This is a genomic window from Blautia sp. BCRC 81119, from assembly GCF_003184505.1.
In the GTDB taxonomy this organism is placed as follows: Bacteria; Bacillota; Clostridia; order Lachnospirales; family Lachnospiraceae; genus Blautia_A; species Blautia_A fusiformis.
The window spans coordinates 1-14,621 of sequence record NZ_QJHD01000006.1 but is presented as its reverse complement, the minus strand read 5'-3'; the positions used below and the strand labels follow the sequence as shown (position 1 = coordinate 14,621).

Below are 14,621 nucleotides of genomic sequence, written 5' to 3'. Positions count from 1 at the left end.
CGTATATTTATTTTGAATTTCTCTTTCCTTTTCTGACTTTGATCCTGCGGATCATCCTTCGGATCAGAAATACCACAAGCACAATGATCACAATAAAGATCAAACAAATACCTGCGATCATTGCCGAAAACTTATTCGGCTGCTTCACCAAATCAATGATATTTCTGCTGTCCTCCACAACCTTACGTCCATGTGTCGTCTCATAATATTCCGGCACATTGGCAATTCCGTCGCCGTCTGTATCCGCAAAGGACTGCATATATCTTGCGATCGCATCCCAGGCCTTTAACTCCCTGTCACCTTCCATGATCGCCTGATCTTCCAGATTTTCAATAGGATTTCCATCCCTGTCCTTCGGTTCAAGAGACAGCAGTCCATAGGACATTTTCATCACTGAACCAAGCATCTGGCCGGTATACAGATCTGTCACAACATGATACAGCTTGTCATCCTGGATCTCGATCCGCTCTCCGTCTGCCCTGGTGAGATAACAATCTGTCACCTTATTCAGGATCATCCGATGTGGATTGTATGCAAAATTCAATCCACTGCAATATAACCTTGCCGTTGTCATAAAATCCGATACAGAAGCGTCCACCTCCGCTACCAGCTTCAGCTCTTTTCCGGTCAGGTATGCACTGATCAGCGGATATCCGGCAACACCGTCCTTTCCGATCCCCAGTGAAAAGGAATTAAAAACATCCTCTACTGTGATATCGCCCTTTGTGTATGTGTCCCGCACGGTTCCGCTTGGAACAACGGCTACATCAACCGGATCACCATCATAATACTCGGAATTTTCCACTGCATATATGTATGCATCGGACATGATATCACCAAGATTCAACTCTTCGTGCTTCGTGCCCATTTCTTCCAGACTGTTGAATTCAACATCATTTTCAGCAAGAACCTCTTCCCTTGTATAGCCGAAATCGGCAAGATAATTCTTATCCACCGTATCCATCAGGGCATCGATCTGTTCCTGTGTCGCCTGGTCCGGTTTTACATCCTCAGAAACAGGGATCAGCTCATAGGATGTCAGCTCCCACCGTCCGTCCTGTTTCTGTGTCATGGAAAGTGATCCCAGATTTCTTCCGTATTCGCCGCAGGATACGATATATGTGTTCCCATGCTGAATTGCCTCTTTCAGCTCTGTGTGCGTATGTCCGCTGATGATCAAGTCGATATCCGGCACCTCTTTTGCAAGGATCTCATCCTCCGATTTGTTCTCATCCTCCCAGGTTCCTCCATGGGACACACAAGCGATCATATCCACTTTTTCATTTTTTCGGATCTCTTCTACCGTCTGTTTTACGGCCTCAACCGGATCCTTGAACTTTAATTCACAGGTCGGTGCACATTCCAGGGCATCCTTACCGAACACACCGACTACCGCAGCCTTTACATCTCCTTTTTGAACTACTACATAATCCTTCACACCGTAGGCTTCAAATGCCGACCGGATCTGCTTCTGACCATCGCTTAATCCATCCTGCTCCATGCTGTCCCAGTCCACGTTGCACACTACCAGTGCCGGCACTGTCTCACCGGAAGCCTTCGCAGCCTCCAGCATATTTGCCAGTCCCTTTGAACGATAATCATATTCATGATTCCCCAGAGTCGTCACATCATACCCCAGATATCCCAGCATCCGAAGCTCTGCCGCCTCCGTATCGTATACGGTCTGGATCAGTGTTCCCATGGAAAAATCGCCGCCATCCAGCACCAGGGTGTCCGGATCTTCCTGCTTCTTTTCATCGATCAGGGTTTTGATCCTTGCAAATCCGCCAACTTCTTTTTGCTCTCCATCTACGATGGTTGAAAAGCTGTTCAAATGCGAATGTGTATCATGGCTGAACAAAACATCGAGCTGTTTTGCCTCGGCTGCTTCCACCGGGACATTCCATGCAAGAGGAAGCAGCAATGCAGCAATAAGCATGATCGCCAGCAGCCTTGCTGAAATTTTCTTTCGTGTTTTCATAACACTCTCCTTTTGTATATAGTTTTCTTATGCCTTTTTACAAAACCATCAATAATGTTCCCACACCGATCAAAATACATCCCATCATCGATCTTGCTGTGAATTTCTCATGCAAAAAAACAAATGCCAGTACCAGTGTGATCACGACACTCAGCTTGTCTATCGGCACAACCTTCGATGCATCGCCTATCTGCAGAGCACGATAATAACATAACCACGAAGCACCCGTTGCCAGACCTGAAAGGGTCAGAAACAGCCAGCTTTTTTTGCTGATCGCTGCGATCCCGCCCTGGGTATTTGTGAGGAAAACCATTCCCCACGCCATAACCAGCACCACCATCGTTCGAATCGCTGTTGCAAGATTCGAATTAACACCGGCAATACCTATCTTGGCCAGTATGGAGGTCAGCGCCGCAAATACAGCAGACAGCAAGGCAAACACAAACCACATAGTAACTCCCCCCTTAAATATAAGATTTTCTTAACTATCCCAATACAAGTCCATCATATCATTTCCCCTCTGATATGTCACTATTTACAATTTCCTCCGCCGTATATTCCTCTATTTCTGTCTTTGTCACCTGTTTGATATGCTTTTTTTTCAGGCGCAGATATACGAATTCCCGAAAGATAGTATAGAACACGGAAAGCAGCGGAATGAAAACAAGCATACCTACAATTCCCATAAGGTTTCCGCCGATCGTAACTGCTGCAAGAACCCAGATCGACGGAAGCCCTACGGATTCACCCACAACATGAGGATAGATCAGATTTCCCTCGATCTGCTGCAGCACCAGAAATACTATAATAAATAAAATTGCCTGTTTCGGATTTACCATAAAGATCAAAAAGCTTCCCACCGCACACCCGATGAAGGCCCCGAAAATCGGAATCAATGCGGTAAACGCAATCAAAACTCCGATCAAAAGTGCATATGGCATCCTCAAAATACTCAGTATCACAACAAACATACAACCGAGGATCACAGCTTCCAGACACTGACCTGCAAGAAAATTTGCAAATGTCCGATAAGTCAGAGAACAGACTTTAAGAAAAGCATCTGCCTTTTTCTTTGGGAGAAAGGCAAAAATTACTTTTCGGATCTGCACATGCAGCTTCTCCTTCTGAAAAAGGACATAGCAGGCAAATGAAAAAGCAATAAAAAAGGTTGCCAATCCACTGACTATGGAACCCACTGCTGACATTGTGGTATTCATCATATTTCCTGCACCGTTTCCAAGAAGGCTTATCCCCCACTTGATCGCCTGATCCGGATTAAACTGTACCTGATCTACCAGCTTCATGATTTCCTGGTTATTATGGGAGAATTCCCGGATCCAGCTTTGCATCTGCGGAATAAAATCAGCGATACTCATCATCAAAGTTCCCATTGTCCGCGTAAGCTGCGGGATCACACCAAACATCACCAGTACGATCACGCCAACCGCAAATACGATCGTAAGGAACAGACTTATCGGTCTTGCCAGTTTTGCACCTATCTTATTTTCTTTTTTTACCCTTCCAAAAATTTTCTTTTCCAAAAAGCTCATTGGCACGTTGGTCACAAATGCGATCGCTCCGCCAAGTACAAAAGGAAATGCGATCCCCCATATTGCTTTCAGCACATCGAGCACCACATCAAACTTCCACAGGGCAACCACAAGAAATGCTGTAAACACAATAAGCTCCCGGATTTTTTTTACAGATATTTTACTTATATCCACTATCATTCTCCTCTTTTTCCTAATTTCATGCGTATCCATTTAAGCAGCTGAATGATCGGAAGACTTGCAAACGCATACAGATATACACAGCCAAGCTGCATCAGATCCAACGTCTCTACTTTAAACAGGAGATGAAATCCTGGAACCGTCAGTACAACGGTAATGAGTACTGCCCCAAGTACAAATGCTCCCTGAAGCCATTTATTATTAAAGAAACGTTTTGTAAAGATAACCGGATGATCCGATTTGCAGTTGAATCCATGGAACAGACGTGCCAGACAAAGTGTTCCGAAGGCATAAGTACTGCCAAGCAGTGCACCATTCTGATGATATCCTGTCAAAAATCCTATCATCGTCATCATACCGATCACCAGTCCTTCCAGACCGATTTTACCAAGAAAATCCCTTGTCAGTATTGACTCGTCTGCTGATCTTGGTTTCTCATTCATCACCTCACTGCTGTGCGGCTCCACGCCTAATGCGATCGCCGGAAGGCTGTCTGTCAAAAGATTGATAAACAGCAGATGTACCGGTGCAAAAGGAACCGGAAGTCCTGCAAGGGATGCACAAAGAACTGCCAGGATCGCACCAAAGTTTCCTGACAGAAGAAACTGGATCGCATACTTGATATTCTGATATAAATTTCGTCCGTTTTCCACTGCTTTTACAATTGTTGCAAAATTATCATCTGTAAGCACCATTGCTGCGGCATCCTTTGCGACCTCGGTTCCAGTCACTCCCATTGCAACACCAATATCTGCCTGCTTCAATGCCGGAGCATCATTCACACCGTCTCCGGTCATTGCCACGATCATCCCCTTCTCCTGCCATGCACGGACAATACGGATCTTGTGCTCCGGTGACACTCTTGCATACACAGAAATATTCGGGACAAACTCCTTCAGCTGCTCATCACTCATATTTTCAATATCAGCACCTTCGCAGGCTTCTGACAGATCATGTAGGATCCCGATCCTTTTTGCGATTGCCGCTGCTGTGATCTTATGATCCCCCGTGATCATGACCGGCCGGATCCCCGCTTTTATACATTCTGCAACTGCAGCCTTTGATTCTTCCCTCGGCGGATCCATCATAGCGATCAGGCCAAGAAATACCAGCTGATTCTCATCTTCTGTCGTCAATACATGGTTCTCCGGAATTTCACGATAGGTAAATGCCAGTACCCGTAACCCTTCCATTGAAAATTCCTGATTCTGGCGCCGGATCTTTTCTTTATCTGCTTCTGTGATTTCCCGAACTCCGTCCTTTGTCCAGATCCTGTCTGTCAGCTCCAGAAGCCGGTCAACCGCACCTTTTACGATCATCCGGTTCTCATCATCAATTTTGTGAAGTGTTGACATCATCTTACGGTCACTGTCAAAGGGAAGCTCTCCTTCCCTTGGATAAAGCTTTCTTACACCAGCAGCCTCGATTCCGTACCGGCTGCCCAGATTGATCAATGCCGTTTCCGTCGGATCTCCGATCTCCACTCCATTTTCATTTGTTGAATCATTACATAAAATGCTGTAGTCCAAAAGACATCTCTGCGCCGGATCTGCTACATCAATTGCATCTGCTGTGATTCTTTTTCCATCAATATAATAATCTTCTACTGTCATTTTATTCTGTGTGAGTGTTCCGGTCTTATCCGAACAGATAACAGATACGCTTCCAAGACCTTCCACAGCCTGAAGCTTACGAATGATCGCGTGCTCCTTTGCCATCTTCTGTGTTCCGAAAGAAAGGACTATCGTCACGATGGAGCTTAAAGCTTCCGGAATCGCTGCGACTGCAAGTGCTACTGCAAACATAAATGCACTGCTGATCTTCTCACCGCGGAATACACTGATCGCAAACAGAATTCCGCAAAATATCAGGATCAGAATGGAAAGCTTCTTTCCAAAATCATCCAGATTCGCCTGAAGTGGCGTCTGTTTTTCCGAAGTCGATTTCAGAAGTCCCGCAATCTTTCCAACCTCTGTCTGCATTCCTACATTCGTTACAACCGCTCTGCCACGCCCATATGTGACAAAGCTTCCAGAAAACAGCATATTTGTCCGATCACCAAGCGATGCTTCCTCCAAAATAATGTCCCTACTCTTTTCAACCGCAAGACTTTCTCCGGTAAGGGCACTTTCATCGACCTTAAGGCTTGCATTTTCAATCAATCTTCCATCGGCCGGGATCATATCACCTGCTTCAAGAAGGATCACATCTCCTACAACCAGTTCTCTTGCCGGGAGCTGTACCGCCACACCATCACGTAATACCTTTGCCTCCGGTCCGGAAAGCTTCTTTAAGCTCTGCAGGGACTGCTCAGCCTTTACTGTCTGCACAGTTCCCAAAATCGCATTGATCGTAATAACGATCACGATAACTGCTGCACTTTCCACATCTCCAAGCATACCGGATATCACTGCCGATGCGATCAGGATCAGCACCAGAAAATCCTTATACTGTTCGAAGAAGATCTGCAAAATACTTTTTTTCTTTCCTTCTGCAAGCTCATTCCATCCGCACTTCTCTCTGGACCGTCTGACCTGTTCATCGGTAAGCCCTGATTCCCTGCTTTCCACACGCTCGAGAACTTCTTCTGCTGTCTGCTGATAAATTTCTTTCATTACCTTTGCCTCCTTTTTTGCAAATATTCACCAACTGTAATTTTTTTATGCAATAAAGGATTTTTTTGATAAAATGATATAAAAAAAGAAACCCTTATTGCACAACAAAAAATGCAATAAAAGTCTCACCATTTCCCTGCAGCGCCGGATGTTTCCACCGTACTGACGACACTGCAAACGCAGATTTCCAAACGTAGGTTACTCCCCTTTATCAGATTTAATATTATAACAGGGTCGGTACCTCTGTCAAGATACTTTATAAATCACACCTTGCAAATATGATACTCCGGTAACAGAAAAACTCCCATTTTTTGAATGGAAGTTTTTCTGTTACCCTGAAAGTATTATAGGCCTGCAGCCGTTTTATTACCTTTTAAGATTTATTACTTTGATCAGCTACAATATTACCCTGCACAACTCTTCCCTGGTCTTTTCCTTTTCTCAGTCCTCGAACCACCTGTACATTTCCAAGAATCAGATAATCCATTTCTCTCTTAGTAATTTTCGCAAAATTTTTCTTTGAAACAAAATAGAAGGTAACTCCCATCAACACCCACACGATCAGTGCTGCAAAGGACTGTGGAGCCATGAATGCTGGAGAACCGGGCACGATCAGGAGCAGCAATATTGCGACAGAAATCACGCAGCCGCCCATTGCTACTGCCGGATGGATTTTATTTGTATCTGTATCATCGCCATATTTTTTCAGAAGAATATAAGCACCTGCACAGGTAAAGAAATATCCGAACGCAGTACCTACGGAACACATATCTACAACCCAGCCGATCACTTCTCTGCCGAAAAATGGGCAGATACAGCAGATGATCATGGTAAACCCAACACATATGGACGGAGTTTTATGCTCCGGATGAACCTTTTCAAAAGCTGACGGAAGCATTTTTGCTCTTGCCATACCAAATAAAAGACGGCTGGATGTCATAAAGAATCCGTTCATACCGGTAAAAATCCCCATGCACACTGCCAGTGCCACAAAGCACACACCAACTTTTCCCATTGCAAGATCAAGAACTGCACCTGTATGCCATTTTACAAGAGTTCCATTCGCATCTGTCATAGTCAGAACCTGCTGCCAGGGAACAACACAATCTGTCACCAGTGCCATTGCACCATAGATCAAAGCACCTACGATCAATGCTGAAATGATCAGCATTTTGCACTTCTGTGGTGGAAAATCATACTCTTCTGCCGCCTGTGGAATACAGTCAAATCCTACATAAAGGAACGGAGCCAATGCCAGGATAGATACAAAACCGCTTCCAAGAGACTTGCCTTCGGCTCCGTATGCCGGCTGCAGATTTGAAGCATCAAAATGTCCTGTTGCGATCACACCAATGACTGATACAACAACCGCTGCACACATGATAAGGACCATCGCAAGCTGAAGATTTCCTACAGATTTCGCACCTTTGTAATTCATGATCCCGAAAAGTATGATAAAGAACAGGGATAATCCGACTTCACCCATATATACATCATATCCTGCAATTGTATACAGGTAACCTCTGTTAAAGACTCCAGGAAAAATATAGGATGCCAATACCGGAAGTGCCGTTGCATTCAAAGCTACAATAGACAGATATCCAAGCGACAGCATCCATCCGCATATGTACGAAGCAGTTCTTCCAAAGCCTTTATATGCATAGGCAAATTCACCACCCGCTACCGGGAATTTTGCGATCATATAAGAATAGCTGTAGCCTACCACGATCATTAAAAGACCGCCTGCCAGAAATCCCAGAAACAGCGGGAGCGGTCCACCTGCACGTTCTGTCCAGAGACCACCCTGTATAAAACATCCCCATCCAATGATGGAACCGACTGCAACTGCCCAGATTGAACCAGGTCCCATGGATTTTTTTAATTTTGTTCTTTTATTTCTTTCACCCATATATATCCTCCTGCTTCATCAAGCATATCATTCATCATCATCTTCTCTGGTTTCTTCACTGATCGTATATGCCTCACTGATATCGGAAACAAAAATTTTTCCATCACCATAATGTCCATACTGCCCACTCTTTGCACTGTTAATGATAATATCTACAACTTCATCTTTTTCTTTGTCCCCAACAGTAATATACAGCATGTTTTTTGCCATTTCCTGATAAAGGACATCACCTACCTGAATACCTTTTTCCTTACCTCTTCCTGAAATTGCCCATTTTGAAAAAGCAAAATATCCTTCCTGTTCCAGTGCTTTGATGACATCCATTACTTTCTCAGGTCTTACGATTGCTGTGATCAGTTTCATAATCTTTCATCTCCCATCCATAAATACAAAAAGAGCCCAGATACCAAAGTATCCGGACTCCATCGTCTCTTTCTATATTATCATTATTTCTTTCAACATTCAATCAAAATCTTTCACTTTCCGGCCAGATATCGATACATCTCATCCAGCATCGCATCTGTGATCTCTACCGGATTGTTATAAAGGTTCGGGTGTCTGCTGATGCGAACCAGCTCCGCAATCTGATCATCGTCAAGCTCCAGATCCTTCAGATCACATCGCAATCCCATTTTTTTCTTTAATTCAAGAACTGCATCCGCCATCTCTTCTGCATCTTTGAATCCAATCCTTCTGGCAAATTTCTCTACACGTTCACCACCTTCGCCTTTTGCATTGATTCTTATAAAATAATCCAGGGTCAGGCCACACGCCTCGCCATGCGGGATGTGATAAATATTGGTCAATGGAAATGAACACGCATGGGAAGAAGTAGTTTTCGGTAAAGTAAACGCCAATCCTGCGATCAAAGATGCTTCGCACATTTTCTCCCTTGCTTCCTCATCATCGGGCTTCCTGTATGCTCTGTAAACATATTTAAATACCAGTTCTGCTGCATGCATCGCAAGTACATCACAGATCGGCTGATGACCTTTGCTCCAATAGCCTTCGATCGCATGGGAAAGAACATCAATTCCTGTTCCTGCCGTAACCTGCGGTGGCATTGTATAAGTAAGTTCAGGATCAATAATAGCTGCTGCCGGATAAAATCCCTCTGATACGATCGGCGCCTTTTTTCCATTTGCATGATCCGAAAGAACTGATACACAGGTCACTTCACTTCCTGTTCCTGCAGTCGTAGGAACTGCGATCAGTGGAAGATGTTTCTCCAGCATTGCTACTCCGGTTCCATGATACTTACGGATGGAATCCGGAGTCAAAGCTACACTGGCAGCTGCTTTGGCACAATCCATGGGACTGCCTCCACCCAGTGCTACCACAAATCCGATATTTTTCTGCCGGATCACTTCCGCACAGGCATCTACCTCTGCAACGTCCGGGTTTGGAGAAACATCTCCAAAAGAAGCGACGATCATTCCTTCTGACTCTTTTATGATCGTTTCGGCAAGACCGCATTTAAAGAAAAACGGTCCTGCCACCAGAAGGCCTCTTTCGCAACCAAGCCCTCTGGCTATTTCTTTGATTTCCTTTACTCTTCCCTTACCGAAATGAATTTTTACCGGCTGTAGATAATCCCAGTTCATAGGCTGCCTCCTGCTTTATCAGTCACAAAATTTTTCATCGACCATTGTAAGCACTTCATCAAGGATCGGGAGATACTCTTCCAGCTCCTCTTTCGTGATGATCAATGGCGGACAGATTTCAATAAAGTTCTCGCGTCCGAAGGTTGCAAAGCCACGTTTCTTTAATTCTGCAAATATCCATGGCATTACAGGTCCGGGTACGCCGTATTCCTGCATCGGTTCTCTGGTTTCCTTATTCTTGACTACTTCAAGTGCGCCGAACAAACCGATACATCTTGCTTCACCAATACATTTATGCTTTCTTACCATCTCGTCCATAAACGGAGCAACGATCTTGTGCATCTCAGCTACATGTCCCTCGATGTCGTGTTCTTTATAATATTTCATTGCAGCCACACCAGCCGCACATGCCAGTGTATGTCCGCTGTAAGTAAGTCCGCACTGAAGAACATTTTCCTCAAAATACTCTGCAACTTTTTTGCTTACAATACATCCGCCCAGCTGTACATAACCACAGGTAACACCTTTTGCAAATGTAATGATATCCGGTTTCATATCAAAATTCATAAATGCAAACATTTTTCCTGTACGGTAAAATCCTGCCATAACCTCATCACAGATCAGAAGGATTCCATATTTGTCACAAAGTGCACGAACACCTTCCATATATCCGTCCGGAGGAAGAATGACACCGTTTGCACCTACTATAGACTCCATCAGGATCGCTGCCACATTTCCGGGGCCTTCATATCTGAGCTGCAGATCCAGCGCATCCAGATATTTCTTCGTTACCTCTGCATCATCAACTCCCTTTGTATATCCGTCACGATACATCTGAGGGTTCATAAAGTGCACGAATCCATTTGCACCACCGATCTCTGCTGCATATCTTCTCCAGTCACCGGAAGCATTGGATGCTCCAAGTGTAGCTCCATGATAGCTTCTGTAGCAGGAAAAGATCTTGGTTCTTCCGGTTACCATACGTGCCATTTTAATAGCATTCTCATTGGATTCTGCTCCACCATTTGTGAAGAAAACTCTCTTGTATGTATCTGCTCCTGCTGCTTCTACAAGCATTTTTGCCAGCATGCTCTTCGGCTCGGATGCATATGCCGGTGCCATGAAACACATCTTATCAGCCTGTTCCTTGATCGCTTCAACGATCTCCGGAAGCTCATGTCCGAGGTTGGAACACACCAGAAGTGAAGCCATATCTGCATATTTTTTTCCATCATAATCGTAAAAATAAATTCCCTCAGCTCTTTCTACCGGTAAAGTATCTGCTCCTGATCTTGCCCATGACTGCATCACATAATCTTTGTGCATCTGTGCTACTTCTTTTCCTGTTAAACTCATAATAACTTCCTCCTCTTTATCTGTAATTCAGGTTTAAATATTGTTCATTTTTGCGGTAAACAAACTTATTATTTGTTGTAGAACAAGAAAAGCGCCCGGCCCACATTCATTTGTGAACCAGACGCCTTTGTCTTATCTGAGTCATATATTACTCTCGACACTGGCTGTCTGCAATAGACATCTATCCAATTATTTTTGTGCTGCAGCACAATCGTTATTGTTCTGTTGCCGCATTTTCCTTTTACATTTCATTCATCTGATATAACAGGAAACCCAGCTTCAGCTGAAAACGCACATCAAAATCAGAAAGATCTTTTCCAAGTATCTCAGCGGTCTTTCCAAGCTTATAATTAATTGTATTTCGATGTACGATCAATTCCTGTGACGCACTTTTGACACTGCAGTCATTAGCCAGGTAGCACTGAAGTACTCTGACCAGATCTGAGTGGTTCATCTCATCATATTCATACAATGGAGCTACTGTGTCCGCCAGATATTCTTTTATTGCTTCTTTATCTGTAAGTGTGAGCAGTACCCTGTAAATCCCAAGGTCTTTATAAAAAATAATCTTTCCGTTATCTGCTCTGTTCTCTCCCGGGACCTGACAAATACATAATAAATCCGACATTTTTTCCGCAAACTGATAGCTTTTATAAATCTGCCTCAGCCCGGAAATCTGCTTACTTACACTTACAAATATCTGTTCCTTCTGCTGTGCCATCCTGCAAAGCATCTGAAAAATCCTCTCCATAACTTTTCTGCATGATTCATCAGAATAATCACACAAAACCAGAAGGATCTGCTTTTCCTGGGTACAACTCAAAATCCCATTATAATTGCAGCGGATATGACTGCTCAGTTTAGATAAAATCTGCTCGAGCCTTGTTCCTGTTACACGATTATCGTCTTCCAGAACACACACATTCACAACCGTATATGCACTGTCTGTAAAATACCCTTTTCTCATCAATACCGAAACATACAGTTCTTCCTGCGACGGACATAAAAAGGCATTGTTAAGCGCCGTCGAAACCTCAATTGCATTCTGCTGTTCTTTTGTTATTGCAAAACATATGATCCGCATGATTTCAGCCATTCGAATCTTCCACGGTACTTCAAATACCGGAAATCCCTTTTCATTTGCAAAATCAATAACATCCTGTCCGATCTCACTGATATAAGGTCCTGTATTGATCACGATCCCGCTGGCTTTATTTCTCCATACTTCCTTTACCAGCTGAAGCAGATTCAGATTTTCATTCAGTCCCAACCCTGTTGTAAAGGTAAGCTCCTGTCCCTGCAGAAATGCAGAAATCGTGTCACTGTCTACCATATGCGTCCATGACACTTCATGATCCAGTCCTGTCTCACCTGCTACCAGCCTCATCTCCAGATGCTGTACCTGTTTCATGATCTCACGCAATGTAACTGCCATATTTATACGCCTTTCTTCACCACATCATCCTGTGATCAACTGTATCAGACAATCAAAGATACTCCGGATATCAGAAGCAGTACATAAGTCAGATTCAGAAATACCCTCTGAGATACTTTACATACCAGCTTTTTACCTAACCATGTAGCTATAAGTAATGGCAGGATACTGATACAGATCAGTCGAATATCTGCCGTTCCAACCAGTCCGCTCCTGAACTGAGTAACCATCAGAAAAAAATTCAGCACCAACCATACAGGGGCCACTGTGGCACGAAATTCTTCTTTTTCTTTCAGTACCTGTGTTGCATAGATCACAAGTAAAGCACCCCCTGATACAAACATACCATGAATTATCCCTGCCAGGATCAGAACTATCCACAAAATGAAATACGGAAGTTTTTTCTCTGTATGGATGCACAGATTCTTTAATGCAACTGCGACGATTATGATTCCATATATTGTCAGAAGAATATTTTCAGATTTCACGATCCGGCAGATCTGTATCCCTGCAAACATTCCGATCAACATGACTGCAGACATCTTAATCAATTCTTTCCGGTTTATATGTCGATATCCGGTCACTGCGATCATCAGTCCTGACAGCCAGGCCATAATATTCAGAACCACCTTTGCATGATCCAGCCCAAGCAAATAAACGGAAGGCGGCATCGCCAATACCGTGCCGGCAAACCCTGTGATAGCCTGAATAACATTAGAAACAAACAATACAAGCAAAAATAACAATTCTTTCATAGAGCATTCTTCCTTTTCTGTATTATCTGTTTACCGCACACTCTTTATCACTGCTGATAAAATAAAAAGACGCTTTGCAATAATGACTGCAAAACGTCTTTGTTTTTTCTATATTCTCGATATTAGCACGCTAAAAAGAAAAAGTCAACAGTTGCCTTTCTCCATTACCTTGACACATCCTTTTGTATTATTATCTTTTGCTATTTTTCTTAATGACAGCTATGGCTTCCACATCCATGCTCGCCACATGTATGTCCTTCCCCGTGGCTGTGCTCGTGATGAGAACATTTCACATCCGGATTATACTCCAGTGTTTCATTGATAAAAGCTTCTACTGCTTCATCCGCATCTCCGGAAACTCCTCCGAAAAGCTTAATGCCGGCTGCCGCTAACGCTGTCTGTGCGCCGCCTCCGATTCCGCCACAGATCAAAACATCTGCATTCAATGCTTTAAGAACTCCTGCCAATGCACCATGTCCGCTTCCATTCGTATCTACTACTTCTGAATGTACTACTTTTCCTTCCTCTACATCGTAAATCTTAAATGTCTCTGTGTGTCCAAAGTGCTGGAAAATCTGTCCATTTTCATACGTTACTGCTATTCTCATGATACCTTCTCCTTTTTCTGCTGCATATTTTTTGTAAATTTCCTGCTTGTAACACCCTCCAAGGTTGCAGCTACTGCTCTGGCCGTCACAGATTCTGAAATCCCCACCCTCGATTCTGAGTGGATATCCATCAATGAGAGCATCTGCTATTTTCTTCCTGGCAATCTCGTAAATCCGTTGAACGGTTGTTCTTGCGACTTGCATAGATGCTGCGCACTGCTCCTGACTATAACCTTTCTTGTCCAAAAGACGGATGGTTTCATACTCATCTACCGTCAGAACAATAGGTGTTTTTTTCTCAGTATCATCTGCCGGAAAGAATTCTAAAACATTGGGGAAATGGCAAACTTTTCTGCATTTTACTGGTCTCGGCATAAACTGCTCCTTTCTTGCTTTTCTTATATAATAGCCCTATAAAAGGCATATGTCAATAATATTTTTGACATATGTCCATATAGCTCAGCTAATAGTATTATATACAGCATAAACTTCTCCTCACGACACATATATTTCGTAAGCGTCCAATAAGAGGGTGTATCGAAATTTCTGGCTGTTGCATGTAAACTATTGATTAGAGTTTTGGGAGTTGACTCTAAAAACTCTAAATCTAATCTAAGGAGCAGGCTTA

The 14,621-nt window shown here is 43.5% G+C and carries 11 protein-coding genes; all 11 read right to left on the bottom strand.

Going from position 1 to position 14,621, the window contains the following annotated elements:
* Positions 1 to 7: 7 nt before the first annotated feature.
* Complete coding sequence (locus DMI82_RS04945) at positions 8 to 1,981, bottom strand: bifunctional metallophosphatase/5'-nucleotidase (RefSeq protein WP_110102702.1); 1,974 nt, start codon at positions 1,979 to 1,981, stop codon at positions 8 to 10.
* A gap of 37 nt (positions 1,982 to 2,018) precedes the next feature.
* The gene (locus DMI82_RS04940) at positions 2,019 to 2,432 is read right to left on the bottom strand and encodes an EamA family transporter (protein WP_110102701.1); all 414 of its coding nucleotides are present in this window, start codon (positions 2,430 to 2,432) and stop codon (positions 2,019 to 2,021) included.
* 58 nt (positions 2,433 to 2,490) lie between these two features.
* On the bottom strand, positions 2,491 to 3,705 hold the full coding sequence (locus DMI82_RS04935; protein ID WP_242981808.1) for an AI-2E family transporter: 1,215 nt from the start codon (positions 3,703 to 3,705) through the stop codon (positions 2,491 to 2,493).
* Between the two features lie 2 nt (positions 3,706 to 3,707).
* Positions 3,708 to 6,326 carry a cation-translocating P-type ATPase gene (locus tag DMI82_RS04930; protein WP_110102699.1) on the bottom strand — a complete coding sequence of 873 codons (2,619 nt, stop codon included), beginning with the start codon at positions 6,324 to 6,326 and terminating at the stop codon, positions 3,708 to 3,710.
* A 373-nt stretch (positions 6,327 to 6,699) separates the two neighbouring features.
* Positions 6,700 to 8,235: an APC family permease gene (locus DMI82_RS04925; RefSeq protein WP_110102698.1), complete on the bottom strand. Its 1,536-nt coding sequence runs from the start codon at positions 8,233 to 8,235 to the stop codon at positions 6,700 to 6,702.
* A gap of 27 nt (positions 8,236 to 8,262) precedes the next feature.
* Positions 8,263 to 8,598 carry a P-II family nitrogen regulator gene (locus DMI82_RS04920; protein ID WP_015525489.1) on the bottom strand — a complete coding sequence of 112 codons (336 nt, stop codon included), beginning with the start codon at positions 8,596 to 8,598 and terminating at the stop codon, positions 8,263 to 8,265.
* A 113-nt stretch (positions 8,599 to 8,711) separates the two neighbouring features.
* Positions 8,712 to 9,839, bottom strand: a complete 1,128-nt coding sequence (locus tag DMI82_RS04915) for an iron-containing alcohol dehydrogenase family protein (RefSeq protein ID WP_110102697.1) — start codon at positions 9,837 to 9,839, stop codon at positions 8,712 to 8,714.
* Between the two features lie 18 nt (positions 9,840 to 9,857).
* Positions 9,858 to 11,195 carry an aminotransferase class III-fold pyridoxal phosphate-dependent enzyme gene (locus DMI82_RS04910; protein WP_110102696.1) on the bottom strand — a complete coding sequence of 446 codons (1,338 nt, stop codon included), beginning with the start codon at positions 11,193 to 11,195 and terminating at the stop codon, positions 9,858 to 9,860.
* A 241-nt stretch (positions 11,196 to 11,436) separates the two neighbouring features.
* Entirely contained in the window at positions 11,437 to 12,630 is a 1,194-nt protein-coding gene (locus DMI82_RS04905; RefSeq protein ID WP_110102695.1) for a PucR family transcriptional regulator, read from the bottom strand.
* 44 nt (positions 12,631 to 12,674) lie between these two features.
* On the bottom strand, positions 12,675 to 13,385 hold the full coding sequence (locus tag DMI82_RS04900; RefSeq protein ID WP_110102694.1) for a sulfite exporter TauE/SafE family protein: 711 nt from the start codon (positions 13,383 to 13,385) through the stop codon (positions 12,675 to 12,677).
* A gap of 209 nt (positions 13,386 to 13,594) precedes the next feature.
* On the bottom strand, positions 13,595 to 14,368 hold the full coding sequence (locus DMI82_RS04895; RefSeq protein ID WP_110102693.1) for a NifB/NifX family molybdenum-iron cluster-binding protein: 774 nt from the start codon (positions 14,366 to 14,368) through the stop codon (positions 13,595 to 13,597).
* Positions 14,369 to 14,621: the final 253 nt, after the last annotated feature.